The organism is Mesorhizobium sp., assembly GCF_041661565.1.
In the GTDB taxonomy this organism is placed as follows: Bacteria; Pseudomonadota; Alphaproteobacteria; order Rhizobiales; family Rhizobiaceae; genus Mesorhizobium.
The window spans coordinates 1-19,877 of sequence record NZ_JBAZUD010000049.1 but is presented as its reverse complement, the minus strand read 5'-3'; the positions used below and the strand labels follow the sequence as shown (position 1 = coordinate 19,877).

The following is a 19,877-nucleotide window of genomic DNA, read 5'->3' as shown; positions in this document are numbered from 1 at the left end:
AGAGGGGCCGTTGAGGTGGGAGGCTGGAACAATGACCCGTTCCGGGCTCGTTAGGGCTGCTTCCTTCCGGACCTGACCCGGTTGGCGAGTGGATCGTCCACCACCAACCTCCCGCTTTCCATATCGGCAATTGCGCGATGAAATGCAAGTGCGCTGCGTCGGGGTGCAATGATTCACTTGCAGGCCTATCGCCTCCGCTCTAGCGTCATCCGTTCGAGGAAACCAAGAAAAACCGAGGAAACGCCGATGCTGCCTGGCCTGAAGGCCGGATTCACGCTGGATGCCCGGCTGGAGGCCGACAGCGAGCAGTTGATGTGGCTTGGGCTGTGCGAGTTGCGGGTGATGAACGACCGCCGCTGGCCGTGGTTGCTGCTGGTGCCGCAGCGGCCGGGCGCGGAGGAAATCCACGACATGACGCCGCTCGACCAGGCGATGCTGACCTTCGAGACCAATATGGTGGCGCAGGCACTGAAGAAGGCGACCGGCTGCACCAAGATCAATTCCGGCGCGCTCGGCAACATCGTGCGCCAGCTGCACGTCCATGTCGTCGCGCGGTCGGAAGGCGATGCCGCCTGGCCTGGCCCGGTTTGGGGACATGGCCTGCGAGAACCCTATCAAGGTTCCGATCTTCGCCGGTTTGCCGAAAGCATAAGAGCGGCGCTATAAGCGTCACCCTGTAATCATCCCGAATTGTCCGTCCCAATCAACAGAGTCCCCATGAGCTTTCGCCTGTTTGACGCGCCGTTGCGCGAACCGAGCCAGTTTGTCGGCTTTGCCGGCAACACGATCGACCGGCAATCCGAGAACCGTGCCGACGATTCGGTCGACAAGGCGCTCGCCGAGCCGACGGCGCGCCTGCTTTTGATGAACGCCGGGCGGCTTCACCTGAAGCTCGACGATGGCGGCGGGCTCCATCCCTGGTTCGGCGTCACCGAGAGCGAGCCCTTCATGCCTTCGCTCGCCCAGGGCGTCCTGCTCGGCTTTTCCGAACAGGGACCGGTGCTGGCGGTGCCGGTCGCGATCGATGCCGAACAACTGCCGGAGACCGTCAAGGCGATCGACTACCGCTCGGTCTACATGCAAGGGCTGATCGACGAGGCGGCCGCGGGCGCCATGGCGCAAGGCGCGGCCCTGCTCGCCTGGCATGCGAGCCATCGCTTCTGCAGCAAATGCGGCACCCAATCGCAGATGCGGGCCGGCGGCTACAAGCGCCATTGCCCCAATTGCGGCACCGAGCATTTTCCCCGCACCGATCCGGTGGCCATCATGCTGACGGCGACGCGGGAGAAATGCCTGCTTGGCCGCGGCCGGCATTTCGCGCCGGGCATGTATTCGGCGCTGGCGGGCTTCATCGAGCCGGGCGAGACGATCGAGGCGGCGGTGCGCCGCGAGACGCTGGAGGAGGCTGGGATCCAATTAGGCCGGGTCGTCTACCATGCCAGCCAGCCCTGGCCGTTCCCCTATTCGCTGATGATCGGCTGCTTCGGCGAACCGCTCAGTGACGATATCCAGGCCGATCTCAACGAGTTGGAGGACTGCCGCTGGTTCACCCGCGACGAGGTTCGTTTGATGCTCGACAGGGAGCATCCCGGCAATCTGGTCACGCCCCCGAAAGGCGCGATCGCGCATCACCTTATTCGTGCCTGGGTCGACAGCGAATGATCACCGCGACCCGTCAAAATCGCAGGAGCAGGACATGATCCGTCACACTGTCATCTTCACGCTGAAGCATGCGCCGCACTCGCTGGAGGAAAAGCGGTTCCTCGTCGACGCCAAGAAAGCCCTCTCGGCGATCAGGGGGGTCACGCATTTCGAACAGCTGCGGCAAGTCAGCCCCAAGAACGACTATCAGTTCGGCTTCTCGATGGAGTTCGCCGACCAGGCCGCCTACACCAGGTATAACGACCATCCAGACCATGTCGCCTTCGTGCGCGATCGCTGGGTCCCGGAAGTCGAGAAATTTCTCGAGATCGACTACGTGCCGCTTGGCGCGGTGATTTAAGCGCAAGCCGTGGTCGAACAACCGTAAGCACCATGGGATTCCCAACAAGGCGGGCAACCCATCGTCGGCGTACGATGGGTTGTCATTCATGCGCTCAAAGTTGCATTTCCGGCTCAAACAGATTAATTGTGGTTACGTAACCACAATCTGAGAGCCAGTATGATCACCACTCTTTCGGGTCGCGAACTCAATCAGGATCTTGGCCGCGCAAAACGCGCTGCCAAGGACGGCCCCGTTATCATCACCGACAGAGGACGGCCGGCGCACGTCCTCTTGTCGTTCGATGAGTATAAACGGCTCACCGGTAAAGCGCGGTCGCTCGGTGACATGCTGGCTGCACCGAAGGCGGGGGATGTTGACTTGCCGCTTCCGCCCCGCACGGAACGTGCCCGGCCGGTAGACCTGTCCTGATGCTGCTGCTCGATACCAATGTCGTGTCTGAACTGCGAAAGGTATCGAGCGGTAGGGCGCATCCCAATGTCGTGCTCTGGAACGAAACCGTCGATCCTGCCGAAACCTTCATTTCGTCGGTAGTCCTGCACGAATTGGAGATTGGCGTAAGGCTGGTGGAACACCATGATGCCGTTGCCGGCAAAGTGCTGCGCAATTGGTTGGAAAACGCGGTTCTCACAACATTTTCCGGTCGAATCTTGCCGCTTGACGAAGCAGCGGCCGTTCAGGCGGCACAATGGCATGTGCCCAATCCGAAACCGATCAATGACGCCTATATCGCGGCCACGGCCTTCACCCGCCGGATGACGCTGGTGACGCGCAACATTGGCGATTTCGAGGGAACAGGAGTAACTCTGGTCAATCCGTGGGATATCAAGGCGTAGACTTTCGTTTAAAGCGCATTCTTACCTCCAACGGGCGATATGCGCTAATCCGCCACCTTCCACTGTTCGCGCGACTCGCTGGCCGGATAGACGCCGAGGATACGCACCTCGCGCGAGAAGAAGCGAAGTTCCTCAAGCGCCAGCTTGACCAGCGGATCGTCCGGATGGCCTTCGATGTCGGCATAGAACAGCGTCGCCGTGAAAGCGCCGAGCTGGTAGCTCTCCAGCTTGGTCATATTGATGCCGTTGGTGGCGAAGCCGCCCATCGCCTTGTAGAGCGCGGCCGGCACGTTGCGGACGCGGAAGATGAAGGTGGTCATCATCTTGACCCCGGCCGAGGGGCGTTCCGCCCATTGCTTGTTCTTGGTCAGGACGACGAAGCGGGTGACGTTGCTGTCGGTGTCCTCGACATTCTCTTCGATGATGTCGAGCCCGTAGAGCGTCGCGGCCAGTGCCGGCGCAAGCGCGGCCATGGTTCGGTCCTTGACCTCGGAAACCATTTTCGCGGCGCCAGCCGTGTCGCCGGCGACGATCCCCTTCCAGCCGTTCTTGCGGATGTATTTTCGGCACTGGCCGAGCGCGTGGATATGGCTGTGAACGGTCGTGATCTCGTCGCGTTTGACGCCGGGCAGCACCATCAGCTGGAAATGGATCGGCAGGAAATATTCAGCGACGATGTGCAGCTTCGATTCCGGCAGCAAATGATGGATGTCGGCGACGCGCCCGGCGATGGTGTTCTCGATCGGGATCATGGCGAGATCGGCCTTGCCGGTCTCGACCGCGTTGAACGCATCCTCGAAGGTCGGACACGGCAACGGCTCCATCGAGGGATAGACGTTGCGGGACGCGGTGTCTGAGTTTGCCCCCGGCTCGCCCTGGAAGGATATTCTGTTGGTCTTTTCAGGCATGCTGACGTCTCAGTTGGAAAGAATTTGTCTGGCGCGCTCAAGGTCGTGCGGCGTGTCGACACCGAGTGGCAACGAATGCACGATCTCGGCATCGATGCGCATCCCCGCCTCAAGCGCCCGCAACTGTTCCAGCCGCTCACGGCGTTCCAGCGCCGACGGCTTCAGCGCGACGAAGCGTTCGAGCGCGGCGCGGCGGTAAGCGTAGAGGCCGACATGGTGATAGAGCGGCCCCTCGCCCCACGGCGCGGTGGCGCGGGTGAAATAAAGCGCCCGCAACCGGCCGGCGGAGAGCGGCGAACCGACGATCTTGACGACGTTCGGATTGGTCTTTTCCTCGTCGCGGACGATCTCCACGCCCAGCGTGGCGATGTCCACGGCGTCGTTCTCAAAGGGCCTGAGCGATGCAGCGATGATGTCCGGATCGATGGTGGGCAAGTCGCCTTGCACATTGACGATGGTATCGACCCCGCCGGCAGGGTCGAGCGCGACCAGCGCCTCGTGAATCCGATCCGAACCGGATTCGTGGTCCATGCGCGTCATCACCGCCTCGAAACCATGCGCGCGGACCGCATCGGCCACGCTTTGCGTGTCGGTTGCCACCACAACCCGGCCGAGGCCGGCCTCGCTGGCGCGGCGGGCGACATGAACGATCATCGGCGTTCCGGCGATGTCGGCCAGCGGCTTGCCCGGCAGGCGAGTCGAGGCCATGCGGGCCGGGATCAGGATCAAGGTGGACATGCGAGGTGCAAGGCGCTCAAAGAGGACAGGGAAAAGTGGCAAAAGGTCTCACTGGAAGCGCCCTTATAGGTGTTGCAACGCCGCAGCAAAAGACCTAGTTTCCGCCCGATTTGACGGCTTTCAAAAGCTGGTCACGATACCGACGGACGGAGTGGACGGACCCGTCCGCCGGAAAAGGGAGCAAGGGGCGTATGGATTCCAACGAAGTCAACAAACTGCTCGCCGGATTGCTCGGAACTGTTTTCATCGTGTTCTCGGTCGGCCTGGTGTCCAACGCGCTGTTTGCCTCGCCGGCCCCGGAAAAGCCCGGCTTCGCCATCGAGGCCACCGAGCCAGCCGAAGGCGGCCCGGCTGCTCCCGCCGCCGAAGCCAAGCCGATCGCCGACCTGCTGGCGACCGCCAATGCCGAGGCGGGCGCCGCCGTGTTCAAGAAGTGCCAGGCCTGTCATTCCGGCGAAAAGGGCGGCCCGAACAAGGTCGGTCCCGATCTCTGGGACATCGTCGATCGCCCCGTGGCCGAACATGAAGGCTTCGCCTACTCGGCCGGCATGAAGGAATTCTCCAAGGGCGGCGCCGAGAAGTGGACCTACGACAATTTGAACCACTTCATCACCTCGCCGAAGAAGTTCGTGAAAGGCACGGCCATGGGCTTCGCCGGCCTGCCCAAGGACGAGGACCGCGCCAACGTCATCGCCTATCTGCGCACCCTGTCGGACAGTCCGAAGCCGCTGCCGGCGCCGGGAGCAGCCGCCGACGCAACCGCGCCCGCCAAGCCGGCAGATGCCGCCGCTCCGGCAAAGCCGGCTGAAGGTGCCGCACCGGCAAAGCCGGCCGACGCTGCCGCACCCGCCAAGCCAGCGGATCCGGCTGCACCGGCAAAATAACCCGGTATCTTCACGACGATCTTGAAAAAGCCGGGTTCAGCCCGGCTTTTTTGTTTAGGAGAATTGCAAGCGCGGCGACAAAGCCGCGCATGGCGGTTTTCACCGGCGCCAAATCATTTAGATTGCGGCTCTGGCTTGATCTGTCAGCATCGCGAAGAGGATTGTGCATGAATGTTGGCCGAACGCTTCTCGAGTCGATGCTGGCGGCCGCCCTTCTGGCGGCAGGATTGCACGCCACCCAGGCCGACGAATGGCGAACCACCTCATCGCTGATTGGCGTCTCCAAATACGGCGACAATTTCCAGCACTACGACTACGTCAACCCCGCTGCGCCCAAGGGCGGCACCTACAACTCCGTCGTCCAGGGGACATTCGACAGCTTCAATCCCTACATCGTGCAGGGCGCGCCGGCCGCCGGCTTCCTTCCGTTCGGCGGCGGCCTGCTCTACGACACGCTGATGGACCAGGCGACCGACGAAGGCAGCGTCAGCCACCCGCTGATTGCCGACGCCTACAAGTATCCGGGCGACTATTCCTCGGCGACCTACCGGCTGGACCCGCGCGCGAAGTGGCATGACGGGCAGCCGATCACCGTCGACGACGTGATCTGGTCGTTCCAGGTGCTGAAGGCGAACAGCCCGATGTACAGCCGCTATTTCGAGAACGTCACGGAAGCGGTGGCGATCTCCGACCGCGAGGTCGAATTCCATTTCAGCCAGAAGGGCAACCGCGAGCTGCCCAAGATCCTTGGCGACCTTGTCGTTCTGCCCAAGCATTGGTGGGAAGGCACCGACGCCAACGGCAGGAAACGCGACATCACCAGGGGGACGCTGGAGCCGCCGCTTGGCTCGGCTGCCTACAAGATTGCCAGCTTCAAGCCGGGCTCGGAGATCGTCTGGCAGCGCGTGCCCGATTATTGGGCCGCCAAGCTGCCGGTGAAGATCGGCCGCGAGAATTTCGACACCCAGCGCTTCACCTACATTCTTGACGACAATGCCGCCTGGCAAGCGTTCAAGAAGGGCGGGCTCGACGATATCAAGCCGGAAAACAGCTCGAAGAAATGGGCGACGTTCTATGATTTCCCGGCGATCAAGGCCGGCGACGTGATCAAGCAGGAATTCAAGACCAGCTCGCCGGAGCCGATGCAGGCCTTCATGCTCAACCAGAGGCGTCCGCTGTTCCAGGATCGCCTGGTACGCGAGGCACTGACCAGTGCGTATGATTTCGAGACGATGAACCGGACGCTGTTCTTCGGCTTCAACACCCGTACCAGCAGTTACTTCCAGGGCACGGAGCTGGCATCGAGCGGGCTGCCGAAGGGCAAGGAACTGGAAATCCTGGAAAAATACCGCGACAAGCTGCCGCCCGAGCTTTTCACCCAGGAGTTCAAGCTGCCGGTCTATGACACGCCGCAAGCCGAGCGCAAATATCTGAGGCAGGCGGTCGATCTGTTCGCCAAGGCCGGCTGGGTGATCAAGGGCGGCAAGATGGTCAACGCCAAGACCGGGGCGCCGTTCAAGTTCGAGATCATCGGCTCGAGCGAGACGGACCAAGTCCTTTCCGGCACCTACATCGCCAATCTGCGCAAGATCGGCGTCGATGTGACGTTGCGCATCGTCGACCAGAGCCAGTACATCAACCGCGTCAACAATTTCGATTACGACGTCATCACCAACATGCTGCAGCAATCGGACTCGCCCGGCAACGAGCAACGCGATTTCTGGAGCTCGAAGGCCGCCGACACACCGGGATCGCGGAACTATTCCGGCATCAAGGATCCAGTCGTCGACGCCCTTGTCGACCGCATCATCTTCGCCACCGACCGCGACGATCTGGTGGCCGTCACCCATGCGCTCGACCGGGTCCTGCTGTGGAACTATTATGTCGTGCCACAATACTACCGGGCGGTGGTGTGGCTGGCTTACTGGAACAAGTTCGGCATTCCCGACAAGCAGCCGAGCTACCGCGGCGCCGATATCGATTCCTGGTGGATCGAACCCGAAAAGGAGAAGGCGCTCGCGGCCAAATACAAAGGTGGCGATTGATGGGGCATGAGCCGATGCTTCCTCGTCGCGACTTCCTGGCGCTCGGCGCCGCGGCAACCGCCGCCGCGCTGTTGCCGGGCAAGTCTTTCGCCGCCAGCCCGACCGGCGCAAAGCTGCACGGGCTGTCGGCCTTCGGCGATCTCAAATACAAGCCGGACTTCACGCATCTCGACTATGTCAATGTCGATGCGCCGCAAGGCGGCACGTTCAACTTCCTGCCGCGCAACTGGGGCTCCAACCAGACGCCGCTGACCTTCAACACGCTGAATTCGTTCGTTCCCAAAGGCGATTCGCCGCAGCGCATGGAGCTGTGCTTCGATGCGCTGATGGTCAGGGCGTTCGACGAACCTGACGCCGTCTACGGGCTGATCGCTGACGGGGTGACGATTTCAGACGACCGCAACAGCTTCACCTTCTCGCTGCGTCCGCAGGCGCGTTTCCACGACGGCACGCCGCTGACGGCCGAGGATGCCGCCTTCACCTTCAAACTGTTGAAGGACAAGGGCCATCCGGACTATTCGCTGCCACTGACGCATCTGGACGACGCGATCGCCGTCGATGCCCAAACGTTCAAACTCGTCTTCTCAGGCAAGCAGACAACCCGCACCATCCTCAACGTCGTTGCGTTTCCGATCCTGTCGAAGGCTTTCTATACGGCCAATCCGTTCGATTCCTCGCAGATGAACCCGCCGCTCGGCTCCGGCGCCTACAAGGTCGGTCGCTGGTCGGCAGGAACCTGGATCGAATATGAGCGTGTGGCGAATTATTGGGGCAACGATCTGCCGATCAACCGCGGCCAGAACAATTTCCAGCGCATTCGTGTCGAGTTCTACCAGGACCGCAGCGTTGCCTTCGAAGCGTTCAAGAAGGGAGAGATCCTCTACAAGGAGGAATTCGTGTCGCGTGTCTGGGCGACGGGCTACGACTTCCCTGCTTTCACCGCCGGCAAGGTGGTGAAGCGCGAATTTCCGGCCGAAACGATGCCTTCCATGCAGGCCACCGCCGTCAACCACCGGCGCGAGCAATTCCGCGACCCGCGCGTGCGGCAGGCGATCGGGCTCTGCTTCGACTTCGAATGGACGCGGCGCAATTTCTTTTACGGCTCCTATGAGCGCTCGCAATCCTGCTTCGAGCAATCCGATTTTCGCGCCGACGGCGTCCCGTCGCCACAAGAGCTTGCCTTGCTCGAACCGCTACGGGACCGAATTCCGCCCGAGGCTTTTGGCGAAGCCGTCACGCAGGACGTCTCGAACGGCTCCGGCCGCGACCGCCGGCTGCTTGGCAAGGCGGCCAAGCTCCTGGCCGACGCCGGCTGGAAACGCTCCGGCAATTTCGTCGTGAACGACAAGGGCGCTCGGCTGTCGGCGGAGTTTCTTATCGATGACGAGGTCTTCGAGCAGGTATATTCGCCCTGGGTGGAAAACATGAAGGCGGTTGGCATCGATGCCTCGATCCGCCTGGTCGACGCCGCGCAGTATCAGCAGCGGCAGAATTTGTTCGACTATGATCTTATCTCGGTTGCCGCCCGCTTTCCGGCGACTCCAACCCGTGACGACCTCGAAACCTTTTTCCACTCGCGAACCGCGACCCTGTCTGGCACGCGCAATCTGCCGGGAACATCAAGCCCGGCCATCGATGCCCTTGTCGATGCCGCCGGCGCCGCCAAGGATCGCGAAAGCCTGACTATTGCCATGCGCGCGCTCGACCGGGTCTTGCGTGCACGGCGCGATTGGATTCCAAGTTGGTTCCTGGCGAATCACCGAAGCGCCTATTGGGACATGTTCGGCTTTCCCGAACGAAAACCCGATTTCGACTTTCCGGTCGAAGCGCTGTGGTGGGTCGACAAGGACAAGGCGGCAAGAATTGGCAAAGCCTGACATGACCGTTCGTGCAGGATTGGCGGGCTGATGGGCGCCTATATACTGCGACGCATCCTGCTGATGATCCCGACGCTGTTCGGCATCATGGCGATCTCCTTTGCCGTGATCCAGTTCGCGCCCGGCGGTCCGGTCGAGCAGGTGATTGCCAGTCTGACCAACCAGGGCGGCAGCGATCGCCTCGGCAGCGGTGGCGGCGACGCCGGCGCCGGCGCCAATTTCGATGCCGCCGGCGATATCGGCTCGAAATATCGCGGTGCCCAGGGTCTCGACCCCGAATTCATCAAGAAGCTGGAGAAGCAGTTCGGGTTCGACAAGCCGCCGCTCGAACGCTTCGGCATGATGCTGTGGAACTATATCCGGTTCGATTTCGGCGACAGCTACTTCCGCGACATATCGGTGCTCGACCTGATCCTCGAAAAAATGCCTGTGTCGATCTCGCTCGGCATCTGGATCACCCTCCTGTCCTACATGATCTCGATCCCGCTTGGCATCCGCAAGGCTGTCAAGGATGGATCGGCGTTCGACATGTGGACCAGCGGCGTCGTCATCATCGGCTATGCCATTCCGGGCTTCCTGTTCGGCATCCTGCTCATGGTGCTGTTTGCCGGCGGCTCGTTCTGGGACTGGTTCCCATTGCGCGGCATCGTCTCGGACAATTGGGACCAGTTGTCCTGGCCGGACAGGATCATCGACTATATCTGGCACATGACGTTGCCGCTGACGGCGCTTGTGCTGTCGGCCTTCGCCACGACGACGCTGCTCACCAAGAATTCCTTCCTGGAGGAAATCCGCAAGCAATATGTGGTGACGGCGCGCGCCAAAGGCCTGTCGGAGCGCAAGGTGCTCTACGGCCACGTCTTCCGCAACGCCATGCTGATCGTCATCGCCGGCTTTCCCGGCGCCTTCATCTCGGCCTTCTTCACCGGATCGCTGCTGATCGAGAACATCTTTTCGCTCGACGGCCTTGGCCTGCTCGGCTTCAAGTCGGTGTTGGCGCGCGATTATCCGGTGGTCTTCGCCAATCTCTACATCTTCTCGCTGCTTGGGCTGTTTGTCGGATTGCTGTCCGACCTGATGTACACCTGGGTCGATCCGCGCATCGATTTCGAGCGGAGAGACATTTGATGTCCGAAGCCGCTATCGAGAACACGCCGGGACGCGCCAGACGGCCCTGGTTGTCGCCGCTGAACCACCGGCGCTGGCAGAATTTCAAGGCCAACCGGCGCGGCTACTGGTCGCTCTGGATCTTCCTCGTCCTGTTCGGCCTGTCGCTGTTTTCCGAATGGATCGCCAATGACAAGCCGATCCTCGTCTCCTACAAGGGCGAGATCCTGTTTCCGGTGCTGGTCGCCTACCCGGAGGAGAAATTCGGCGGCTTCTATGCGGTGACCGATTATCGCGATCCGGTGATCCGGGACGAGATCAACGCCAATGGCTGGATGATCTGGCCGCCGATCCGCTATTCCTACCGGACCGTCAACAACGCGATCCCCGATGCCGCCCCTGCAAAGCCGTCCTGGCAATATGATGCGGACAAGCGCTGCAGCCAATATCCGCAAGGGGCGGCCGATCCCGACTGCATCGTCGGCAACTGGAACTGGCTGGGCACCGACGACCAGGCCCGCGACGTGCTGGCGCGGCTCATCTATGGTTTCCGGATCTCGGTGCTGTTCGGCCTGATCCTGACCGCCGGCTCGTCGCTGATTGGCGTCGCCGCCGGAGCCATGCAAGGCTATTTCGGCGGCTGGACCGATCTTCTGTTTCAGCGCTTCATCGAGATTTGGTCGGCGATCCCGGTGCTCTATCTGCTGCTCATCGTCTCCGCCATCCTGCCTCCCGGCTTCTTCATCCTGCTTGGCCTGATGCTGGTCTTCTCCTGGGTGGCGCTGGTCGGGGTGGTGCGGGCCGAATTCCTGCGCGCCCGCAATTTCGAATATGTCAACGCGGCACGGGCGCTCGGCGTGCCCAACCGCACGATCATGTTCCGGCATCTGTTGCCCAATGCCATGGTGGCGACGCTGACCTTCCTGCCGTTCCTGACCAGTGGTTCGATCTCGATGCTGACCTCGCTCGACTATCTCGGCTTCGGCCTGCCTCCGGGCTCGCCGTCGCTGGGCGAACTCATGAAACAGGCGCAAAGCAATTTGAACGCGCCATGGCTCGGTATTTCCGGCTTCGTCGTCGTCTCGCTGATGCTGTCCCTGCTGGTGTTCATCGGCGAGGCCGCGCGCGATGCCTTCGATCCGCGCAAGGCGTTCAGATGAGCGAACCCCTCCTCTCTGTGCGCGATCTCAGCGTTGCCTTCACGCAAGGCGGCAACCAATCGATAGCGGTCGACCACATTTCCTTCGATCTCGCCAAGGGCGAGACGGTGGCGCTGGTCGGCGAGTCCGGCTCCGGCAAATCGGTGTCGGCGCTGTCGGTGCTGAAGCTGCTGCCCTATCCGACGGCCAGCCACCCTTCGGGAAAGATCCTTTTCGAAGGTGCCGACCTGCTGGCCATGAACGAGAGGCAGTTGCGGCAAGTGCGCGGCAACAAGATCACCATGATCTTCCAGGAGCCGATGACCTCGCTCAATCCGCTGCACACGATCGAGCACCAGATTGTCGAGATCCTGAAGCTGCATCAGGGCATGGCCGACCGCCAGGCCAAGGCGCGCACGTTGGCCTTGCTCAACGAAGTGGGTATCCGCGAGCCGGAAAAACGCCTCGATGCCTATCCGCACCAGCTCTCCGGCGGCCAGCGCCAGCGCGTCATGATCGCTATGGCGCTGGCCAACGAACCAGAACTGCTGATCGCCGACGAGCCGACCACGGCGCTCGACGTCACCGTGCAGGCGCAGATCCTCGAACTGCTGGCCGGCTTGAAAAGCCGCAAGGGCATGTCGATGCTGTTCATCACCCATGATCTCGGCATCGTGCGCAAGATCGCCGACCGGGTCTGCGTGATGACCAAGGGCAAGATCGTGGAAGCCGGACCAACCAAGGACATCTTCGCCAACCCGCAGCACGCTTATACCAAGCATTTGCTGGCGGCCGAACCCAAGGGCAAGCCGCCGGCCGCCAACGCCGATGCCAAGCCGGTCATGACCGGCAGGGACATCAAGGTCTGGTTCCCGATCAAGAAGGGCTTCTTCCGAACCACCGTCGACAATGTGAAGGCGGTCGACGGCATCGACGTCACCGTGCGCGCCGGCCAGACGCTCGGCGTGGTCGGCGAGTCCGGCTCGGGCAAGACAACGCTCGGCCTGGCGCTGGCGCGCATGATCTCGTCGACCGGATCGATCCAGTTCAACGGACGCGACATCAACGATCTCTCCTTCGACGCCATGCGGCCACTCAGGCGCGAGTTGCAAATCGTCTTCCAGGATCCTTTCGGTTCCCTCAGCCCGCGCATGTCGATCGCCGAGATCATCGAGGAAGGACTGAAGATCCACGAGCCGAAGCTGTCGCCCGACGAGCGCGATGACAAGGTGGTCGCCGTGCTGAAGGAGGTCGGCCTCGAGCCGGCGACCCGCAACCGCTACCCGCACGAGTTTTCCGGTGGCCAGCGCCAGCGCGTCGCCATCGCGCGCGCCATGGTGCTCAACCCTCGCTTCGTCATGCTGGACGAGCCGACATCGGCGCTCGACATGAGCGTGCAGGCGCAGGTCGTCGACCTGCTGCGCGATCTGCAGGCCAAGCACGACCTCGCCTACCTCTTCATCAGCCATGACCTCAGGGTCATCCGCGCGCTCGCCAACGACGTCATCGTCATGCGCAACGGCAAGATCGTCGAAGCCGGCCCTTCCCGGCAGATTTTCGAAAATCCGCAAACCGACTATACTCGGGCGCTGATCTCGGCAGCGTTCAAGATCGAGACGGCGCCGGTCGGCATCGTCAGCCAGTGAGTGCATAAGAGGGACCATAAGACTGCAATGGAAAAAGGCCGTATCCTGCTTGCCGTCACCGGCTTTCATCCGCAGCGCTGGCGCGACCTGTTGTCGGCCGAGCGTGAGGTCGTGCTGGAGCCGAATGGCGCCAGCGACCCGTCGATCACCTATGCGGTGGTGTGGAAACAGAAGCCGAACCTGTTGTCGTCACTGCCCAATCTGCGCGCCATCTTCTCGATCGGCGCCGGCGTCGACCATATTTTCGCCGATCCCGGCCTGCCCGACGTGCCGATCGTCAGGGTCGTTGCCGACAATCTGACCCAGTACATGACCGAATATGTTGTCTGGCGCGTGCTCGACCATCACCGCCAGGGCCTGCTCTACCGGTCGCAGCAGCCGAAAAAGATCTGGCACGAGCCGCAGCAAAGACCGGCCGGCGACATTTCCGTGGGCATTATGGGCCTCGGCAATCTGGGACGCGCGGCGGCCTCGGTGCTGCTGTCGCTTGGCTTCGCCGTCAATGGCTGGTCGCGCAGCGACCGGCCGATGCAAGGCGTTTCCACCTATGCGGGCGAGGCAGGACTGATTCCGTTCCTCAACGCCACCGACATACTGGTCGTGCTGTTGCCGCTGACCCCCGACACACAGGGCATCATCAATTACGGCGTGCTGAAGGAATTGCGGAAGCGCAACGGGCTCGGCGGCTCGGTGCTGATCAATGCCGGGCGCGGCCGCCTGCAGAAGGACGCCGATATCGTGCGGGCGCTGGATGACGGCACGCTGAAAGAGGCGAGCCTCGACGTGTTCGAGGTCGAGCCGCTGCCGAAGACCAGCCCGCTGTGGAGCCATCCCAAGGTGTTCGTGACGCCGCACGCGGCGGCCACCTCCGACCCGGTCCACCTGGCGCCGATCATGCTGCGCCAGATGGAGGCTTTCGAACGCGGCGAAAAGCTGGACAATCTGGTCGATCGCAAGGCGGGCTATTAAGCGGCACCTCGTCACCTTCGAGCAATTCCAGGAAAAGTGTGCGGCTTTCCCGCCTGTCCGATACGGCGTGACCGAAAAGGCGGCTGTCCGCGTCAGCCAGGCAGGGCCAACTTCTTCTGCTCGTCCGGCTTGCCGCAGTCGCGGCGATCGATCGACCGGTTCATGGCGTCGATTTCGCCGGTCGCCCTGTCGATGTCGCGCTGGCTTTGCGAGCGCATGTCCGGCGTGAACGGGCCGAACCCCATGGCGGGGTTGGAAAAGGTCGGCTTGACCTGCGTCGAGAGGTTGTATTGCTGCGCCAACCCGTCGCGCTGTGCCAGCAGCTGATCGCAGGGAACGCTGTCGTAGCGCAACGAGGACAGCACGTTGTCGTCCTGTCGCTCGGACATCGAATTGCCGACGCAGCCAGCGGTCGCCAGGCAGGCTGCCAAGACAATCAGGTTCCAGCGCATCGCATGTGTCCCTTTCCAGATATCCAGCGCCCTGCATCACCCCGCACGCGATTCGGGCTTTTTCGCAGCACGGGCATCCTATCGCCCGAACTAAAAGCCCGGCCTCAAGCGTCCGGCACCCTGACCGCCACAATGACCAACCCATGGACGGGTTCCCGGCGGTCCTGCCGGATGACGGTGCTTTCCAGCGACAGGATCGAAAACCCGTTGGCCGCCAGCACCTCCCTGACATAGCGTTCCGAATGCGCATAGCGGCGCGACGGCTGCAAGACAAACTCGCCATCGCCGTCCAGCCTCTCGACCGAAAAGGCGAACAGGCCGTCCTCGGGCAGCAGGCCAGCGATCATTTTCATCATGTGGCCGAGCGCGCCGACATAGATGAAGACATCGGCGACCGTGACCAGGTCGGCTTTCGGGCCGGCATGGCAAAAGTCGCGCAGGTCGGCCTTGGCGACGGCATCATAGACGCCCTTGGCCCGAGCGCGCCTGAGCATTCCCGCCGAAATGTCATATCCCTCGAGCCGATCGGCGATCGGGCGCAGCCTTTGCCCCATCAGGCCGGTGCCGCAGCCGAGATCAAGCGCGAGCCGGAAGCGGCCAGGCCTTGCCGTTCGTATGGCCCGGTCGAGCAGCTCAGGCACGCGATAGCCGAGTTTGTCGACCAGCGATTCATCGAAGCTGTCGGCATAGTGGTCGAACAGCGCCTCGACGAAGGCACTGGGCGGCCCACTTGTCGCCGGCGCCATGCCGATCAGTTGCAGCTTGAGCGCGGCGCCCTGACGATCCGCCGGATCGAGCTTCAGCGCCATCGTCCAGGCCTGCGCCGCCAGCTCCAGCGCGCCGGCCGATTCCTGAAACTCGCCCAGGCGAAACCAGCCGATCGCCCATCGCGGCACCAGTTCCAGCGCGCCAAGCAGAAGTTCAGCCGCCTGTGCGTGATCGCCGTCCGCATGAAGCATCTCGGCATAGTCGGCCCGGCGGTCGGCGTTCAGGTCGCCCGACGAGGTCTGAAGCGGTTTCATTGTGACGGGCCCTGCCGGCGGATCGAGCCGGCCATGCTCTATGCGGGAGTCAGCAGTCTCTGACAACAGCCTTCCCGCGCCGGAATTATATCCTATCTTGAGCTCATGCGCGCCAGCGACCTGCTTCATCCCCGGCCCGAGGGCCTCTATTGCCCGCCAGGCGATTTCTTCATCGACCCGGTGCGGCCGGTGAATCGCGCGCTCATCACGCATGGGCATTCCGACCACGCGCGTTCCGGGCATGGCTCGGTGCTGGCGACGAAGCAGACGCTGGACATCATGGGCCTGCGCTACGGCGAGGACTTCGCGGCGTCGACACAGGCCGCAAGGCTGGGCGAGACGATCGATTTGAACGGCGTCAAGGTCAGCTTCCACCCGGCGGGGCACGTGCTGGGCTCGGCGCAGATCGCCGTCCAGCACCAGGGCATCCGCATCGTCGCCTCCGGTGACTACAAGCGTCGCCGGGATGCTACCTGTGCCCCGTTCGAACCTGTGGCCTGCGACGTGTTCATCACCGAGGCGACTTTCGGCCTGCCGGTGTTTCGCCATCCGCCGGATACGGAAGAGATCGCGCGCCTGTTGAAATCGGTTGACCAGTTTCCCGAACGCTCGCATCTGGTCGGCGCCTATGCGCTCGGCAAGGCGCAGCGGGTGATGCGGTTGCTGCGCGACGCCGGCTACGACCGGCCGATCTATATCCATGGCGCGCTGGCCAGGCTCAGCGAATATTATCAAGGCCAGGGTATCGATCTGGGGATTCTCGAACCGGCAACCGTGGATGGCGGCAAGGGTGACTTCGCCGGCGCCATTGTCGTAGGCCCGCCATCGGCTTTCGCCGATCGCTGGGCGCGGCGCTTTCCCGATCCGATTTCATGCTTTGCCTCCGGCTGGATGCGCATCCGCCAGCGCGCCAAGCAAGGCGGCGTCGAACTGCCGCTGATCATCTCCGACCATGCCGACTGGGACGAGCTGATCGCCACCATCCATGAGACCGGGGCCGGGGAGATCTGGGTGACGCATGGCCGCGAGGAGGCCCTGGTGCGCTGGTGCGAACTCGAGGGCATCACTGCCAAGCCGTTGCATCTGGTTGGCTACGAGGACGAAGGCGACTGATGGCATGAACCGCTTCGCCGAGCTTCTCGACCGCCTGGTGCTGACGCCGTCTCGCAACGGCAAGCTGACCTTGCTGACCGACTATTTCCGCACTGTCGAAGACCCCGATCGCGGCCTGGCGCTGGCCGCCATCACCGGCGAACTCAACATTGCCGCGGTCAAGCCGGCCATGCTGCGCAGCCTGGTCACCGAACGCATGGACCCGGTGCTGTTCGGCTATTCCTACGACTATGTCGGCGATCTCGCCGAGACGGTGTCGCTGGTCTGGCCGCCATCGCCGGGGCATATCCCCAACCGCGACCCGACGCTTGGCGAGGTCGTGGCGAAACTTCAGGCGGCCAGCCGTTCCGACGGTCCGAAGGTGCTGGCGGGGCTGCTCGACAGCGCCGGCATCTCGGCGCGCTTCGCCATCATCAAGCTGGTCACCGGCGGCCTGCGCATCGGCGTCTCGGCACGGCTGGCCAAACAGGCGCTGGCGGATTTCGGCCAGGTCGACGTCGCCGAGATCGAGGAACTCTGGCACGGGCTGTCGGCGCCTTACATGGCACTGTTCGCGTGGCTCGAGGGCAAGGCCGAAAAGCCGCGCAACACGGCATTCGCCTTGTTCAGGCCGGTGATGCTGTCGAATCCGGTCGGCGACGGCGACCTCGAAAAGCTCGAGCCGGCGGATTATGCGGCCGAATGGAAATGGGACGGCATCCGGGTGCAAGGGGTGGCCGAGGGCGGCGTCCGCCGGCTGTATTCGCGCACCGGCGACGACGTCTCCGGCGCCTTTCCCGATCTCGCCGACGCGATGCATTTTTCCGCCACGCTGGATGGCGAGTTGCTGGTCGGCGATCCCAGGCAGGCGACAGGCACCTTCTCGGATCTTCAGCAAAGGCTGAACCGCAAGACGGTGACGCCTAGGATGCAGCAGCAATATCCAGCCTTCATGCGCTGCTATGATCTGCTGCAGATCGGCGATCAGGATTTGCGCGCGCTGCCGTTTCGCGAACGGCGCGGCCGCCTCGAGACCTTCATGAAGACACTCGATCCCAGCCGCTTCGACCTGTCGCCCTTCGTCGACTTCACCGATTGGCACATGCTGGAAGATCTGCGCCGGGCACCGCCGCATCCGATCATCGAAGGGGTGATGCTGAAGCGCTGGGATTCGCCCTATGTCGCCGGCCGGCCGAAAGGCCCGTGGTTCAAATGGAAACGCGACCCGCACACGGTGGACGCCGTGTTGATGTACGCGCAGCGTGGCCACGGCAAGCGCTCGAGCTTCTATTCCGACTACACGTTCGGCGTCTGGTCCGGCCCGGAGGGCGAGGAAGAGCTGGTACCGGTCGGCAAGGCCTATTTCGGCTTCACCGACGAAGAACTGAAGCAGATCGACAAATATGTGCGCGACAACACGGTCGAACGCTTCGGGCCGGTGCGCTCGGTACGGGCCGACCGCGACAATGGCCTGGTGCTGGAAGTCGCATTCGAAGGACTCAACCGGTCGACCCGGCACAAATCCGGTGTCGCCATGCGCTTTCCCCGTGTGTCACGGCTGCGCTGGGACAAGCCGGCCAACGAAGCCGACCGTATCGAGACGCTGCGGGCGCTGCTTGATCGCTGATCTCGCCAGGTAGCGTGCCGGGCGGCTGCCCTACGGCTCGACGGAGACGCGAATCTCGTAGATGTCGGCCGCCTTGCCCTGGTTGTCAAAGTCGGAATTGATGGCGATCGTGCCAGCCGCGCCCGGACGTTTGTCGGGAAAGCGCACGTCGAACAGATATTCGTTGCGCTGCTGGCCGACGGCATAGCGCTTGCGGCCGCAGTCGCCCAGCTCGCCGAAATTGCAATCGACGGAAAGCTGCGTCTCCTTGCCTTCCTCGGAACGGGCGACGATATCGAACACGGCATGCTTGCCGGCGAGTTTCTCCAGCACGCCCTGCCCGACATCGAAGCTGATCGCAGAACCCGAAGTGCCCGAGCGGATACGCAGGAACGACCCGGTGTCGTCCTTCATCACCTCGGCCTTGGCATCCGACGGCGCGCTGACATGCGTCGGGTCGGCCGGGGAAAACACGCTGATCCAGTCGCGCGACTGGTCGGCGGCGCCGGGCTTTGCCGGCCCGGCATCGCCGTCGGCCGGCGTGAAATCGTCGTCATCGACTGTCGGAGGCGCTTGGGGCGGTGCGGTGTCGAGTTGCGCCTGCGTCTTGAAAACGCCGGTCTGGGCGGCGAAAAACAGGCCGATGCCGATAGCGGCAAGCAGCGTCACGGTCAGGAAGATGGCGGTCAGCGGCAGGCGACGACCCTTTACGCGCCGTTCATCGCGATCGGGCGCCACGTCCGTCGCGGCGCCGGCATAGCCGGAGGCCGACATGTCGATGGAAGGCGCGCCGGGCAGCGTGGCGCTCGGCATGATGTCTGGAACGACAGGCAGCACGCGCGAGTGCGGCTCATCGGAGTCGGGCCCCACCGCGCCGTCCGCGAAGACTTCGGGTGAAGCTGTCCGCTGGCCGGTCCCGGCCGGCGGGGCGCCGGTCCGTACTTCGACCACCGGGGCATCGCCCGGCGCACCGGCATCGGCCACCGCCGGCAGGAACTCGGATTCGATTTCGGTGATTTTCGCCTGTACCGCCTTGCGCCGCTTGATGGCGACTTCCACGGTCACGCCGGGATTGGCCTGGAGCGCGCGGTCGAGTGCGGCGAAGGCCGAGCGATAGACCCGTTCGCGGAACGCGCGGTCCTCGGCATTGCCCTTCTCCAAGGCGTTCCGGATCGCTGTTTCGATCGCGTCCAAGCGAGTCCCTCTGTCCGTTCGCGTAACCTTGGCCATGATCGTTAGCCGCAGGCGACCAATCAATCAACGGGCGAGCGCCCGCATTCTGCCGCGAGAGGGCGTGCAAAGTCCATTCCGGCAACGTTGCGCAACGAAATCAGCGTGTTTCATCGATTTCCACCCGACAAGACCAGGCCAGCGCGGCCGAAATGTCAGCCCGCCCGCGAAGCGGCGAACGACGCCAAGCCGCCATCTCCTTGGCTGAACAGGCGCCGCATGAATTGCCACGTCGCATCTTGAATTCGCCGCCGGTTGAGGCTATCACCCACCGCATCCTGGAGACCTTGGCCTCCCGGGCCGCTTTAGCTCAGTTGGTAGAGC

General features: G+C 63.0%; 20 protein-coding genes and 1 other RNA gene. 14 read left to right on the top strand and 7 right to left on the bottom strand.

Annotated features, from left to right (window positions below; all coding sequences use genetic code 11):
• Nucleotides 1-15: 15 nt before the first annotated feature.
• An RNA gene (gene ffs, locus WC739_RS11215) (signal recognition particle sRNA small type) lies at nt 16-112 on the bottom strand.
• Nucleotides 113-246: 134 nt separating this feature from the next.
• On the opposite strand from ffs, the gene WC739_RS11210 reads away from it, so the two are divergent.
• From WC739_RS11210 to WC739_RS11190, 5 genes are all read left to right on the top strand, one after another.
• Nucleotides 247-666 carry an HIT domain-containing protein gene (locus WC739_RS11210; RefSeq protein ID WP_372953098.1) on the top strand — a complete coding sequence of 140 codons (420 nt, stop codon included), beginning with the start codon at nt 247-249 and terminating at the stop codon, nt 664-666.
• A 51-nt stretch (nt 667-717) separates the two neighbouring features.
• The gene (gene nudC, locus WC739_RS11205; RefSeq protein ID WP_372953097.1) at nt 718-1,662 is read left to right on the top strand and encodes an NAD(+) diphosphatase; all 945 of its coding nucleotides are present in this window, start codon (nt 718-720) and stop codon (nt 1,660-1,662) included.
• A gap of 34 nt (nt 1,663-1,696) precedes the next feature.
• Nucleotides 1,697-2,002 (top strand): Dabb family protein, encoded by a 306-nt coding sequence (locus tag WC739_RS11200; protein WP_224665309.1) that lies wholly within the window; start codon nt 1,697-1,699, stop codon nt 2,000-2,002.
• Between the two features lie 159 nt (nt 2,003-2,161).
• Nucleotides 2,162-2,413 (top strand): type II toxin-antitoxin system Phd/YefM family antitoxin, encoded by a 252-nt coding sequence (locus WC739_RS11195; protein ID WP_372953096.1) that lies wholly within the window; start codon nt 2,162-2,164, stop codon nt 2,411-2,413.
• The gene (locus tag WC739_RS11190; protein WP_372953095.1) at nt 2,413-2,838 is read left to right on the top strand and encodes a type II toxin-antitoxin system VapC family toxin; all 426 of its coding nucleotides are present in this window, start codon (nt 2,413-2,415) and stop codon (nt 2,836-2,838) included. The genes WC739_RS11195 and WC739_RS11190 overlap by 1 nt, the downstream gene beginning before the upstream one ends.
• Nucleotides 2,839-2,882: 44 nt before the next feature.
• Here WC739_RS11190 and WC739_RS11185 read toward each other — a convergent pair whose 3' ends face one another.
• Together WC739_RS11185 and WC739_RS11180 are read right to left on the bottom strand one after the other, a co-directional pair.
• Nucleotides 2,883-3,746 carry a prephenate dehydratase gene (locus tag WC739_RS11185; protein WP_372953094.1) on the bottom strand — a complete coding sequence of 288 codons (864 nt, stop codon included), beginning with the start codon at nt 3,744-3,746 and terminating at the stop codon, nt 2,883-2,885.
• Nucleotides 3,747-3,755: 9 nt separating this feature from the next.
• The gene (locus WC739_RS11180; RefSeq protein ID WP_372953093.1) at nt 3,756-4,484 is read right to left on the bottom strand and encodes a 3-deoxy-manno-octulosonate cytidylyltransferase; all 729 of its coding nucleotides are present in this window, start codon (nt 4,482-4,484) and stop codon (nt 3,756-3,758) included.
• A 191-nt stretch (nt 4,485-4,675) separates the two neighbouring features.
• On the opposite strand from WC739_RS11180, the gene WC739_RS11175 reads away from it, so the two are divergent.
• Nucleotides 4,676-5,368 (top strand): cytochrome c family protein, encoded by a 693-nt coding sequence (locus WC739_RS11175; RefSeq protein WP_372953092.1) that lies wholly within the window; start codon nt 4,676-4,678, stop codon nt 5,366-5,368.
• A gap of 10 nt (nt 5,369-5,378) precedes the next feature.
• Here WC739_RS11175 and WC739_RS11170 read toward each other — a convergent pair whose 3' ends face one another.
• Entirely contained in the window at nt 5,379-5,537 is a 159-nt protein-coding gene (locus tag WC739_RS11170; protein ID WP_372953091.1) for a hypothetical protein, read from the bottom strand.
• Between WC739_RS11170 and WC739_RS11165 the strand changes: the two genes are divergently transcribed.
• The 6 genes from WC739_RS11165 to WC739_RS11140 are packed head-to-tail and all read left to right on the top strand — an operon-like array spanning nt 5,536 to nt 14,151.
• Entirely contained in the window at nt 5,536-7,413 is a 1,878-nt protein-coding gene (locus WC739_RS11165) for an extracellular solute-binding protein (RefSeq protein ID WP_372953090.1), read from the top strand. The genes WC739_RS11170 and WC739_RS11165 overlap by 2 nt on opposite strands.
• A 14-nt stretch (nt 7,414-7,427) precedes the next feature.
• Nucleotides 7,428-9,290 carry an extracellular solute-binding protein gene (locus WC739_RS11160; protein ID WP_372953089.1) on the top strand — a complete coding sequence of 621 codons (1,863 nt, stop codon included), beginning with the start codon at nt 7,428-7,430 and terminating at the stop codon, nt 9,288-9,290.
• 30 nt (nt 9,291-9,320) lie between these two features.
• The gene (locus WC739_RS11155; protein WP_372953088.1) at nt 9,321-10,418 is read left to right on the top strand and encodes a microcin C ABC transporter permease YejB; all 1,098 of its coding nucleotides are present in this window, start codon (nt 9,321-9,323) and stop codon (nt 10,416-10,418) included.
• Nucleotides 10,418-11,557: an ABC transporter permease gene (locus WC739_RS11150; RefSeq protein ID WP_372953087.1), complete on the top strand. Its 1,140-nt coding sequence runs from the start codon at nt 10,418-10,420 to the stop codon at nt 11,555-11,557. The genes WC739_RS11155 and WC739_RS11150 overlap by 1 nt, the downstream gene beginning before the upstream one ends.
• On the top strand, nt 11,554-13,182 hold the full coding sequence (locus tag WC739_RS11145) for an ABC transporter ATP-binding protein (protein ID WP_372953086.1): 1,629 nt from the start codon (nt 11,554-11,556) through the stop codon (nt 13,180-13,182). Before WC739_RS11150 ends, WC739_RS11145 begins: the two co-directional genes overlap by 4 nt.
• 27 nt (nt 13,183-13,209) lie before the next feature.
• Entirely contained in the window at nt 13,210-14,151 is a 942-nt protein-coding gene (locus tag WC739_RS11140) for a 2-hydroxyacid dehydrogenase (RefSeq protein WP_372953085.1), read from the top strand.
• 92 nt (nt 14,152-14,243) lie between these two features.
• Here the strand turns inward: WC739_RS11140 and WC739_RS11135 are convergent, their stop codons facing one another.
• The gene (locus WC739_RS11135; RefSeq protein ID WP_372953084.1) at nt 14,244-14,603 is read right to left on the bottom strand and encodes a hypothetical protein; all 360 of its coding nucleotides are present in this window, start codon (nt 14,601-14,603) and stop codon (nt 14,244-14,246) included.
• 104 nt (nt 14,604-14,707) lie between these two features.
• Nucleotides 14,708-15,625, bottom strand: coding sequence for a class I SAM-dependent methyltransferase (locus WC739_RS11130; protein ID WP_372953083.1), 918 nt, complete (start codon nt 15,623-15,625; stop codon nt 14,708-14,710).
• 105 nt (nt 15,626-15,730) lie between these two features.
• On the opposite strand from WC739_RS11130, the gene WC739_RS11125 reads away from it, so the two are divergent.
• Nucleotides 15,731-16,738 carry a ligase-associated DNA damage response exonuclease gene (locus tag WC739_RS11125; RefSeq protein WP_372953082.1) on the top strand — a complete coding sequence of 336 codons (1,008 nt, stop codon included), beginning with the start codon at nt 15,731-15,733 and terminating at the stop codon, nt 16,736-16,738.
• Between the two features lie 4 nt (nt 16,739-16,742).
• On the top strand, nt 16,743-18,344 hold the full coding sequence (locus tag WC739_RS11120; RefSeq protein WP_372953081.1) for a cisplatin damage response ATP-dependent DNA ligase: 1,602 nt from the start codon (nt 16,743-16,745) through the stop codon (nt 18,342-18,344).
• A gap of 30 nt (nt 18,345-18,374) precedes the next feature.
• Here the strand turns inward: WC739_RS11120 and WC739_RS11115 are convergent, their stop codons facing one another.
• A complete protein-coding gene (locus WC739_RS11115) occupies nt 18,375-19,517 on the bottom strand; it encodes a hypothetical protein (protein WP_372953080.1) in 1,143 nt (380 codons plus the stop codon).
• Between the last annotated feature and the right edge of the window lie 360 nt (nt 19,518-19,877).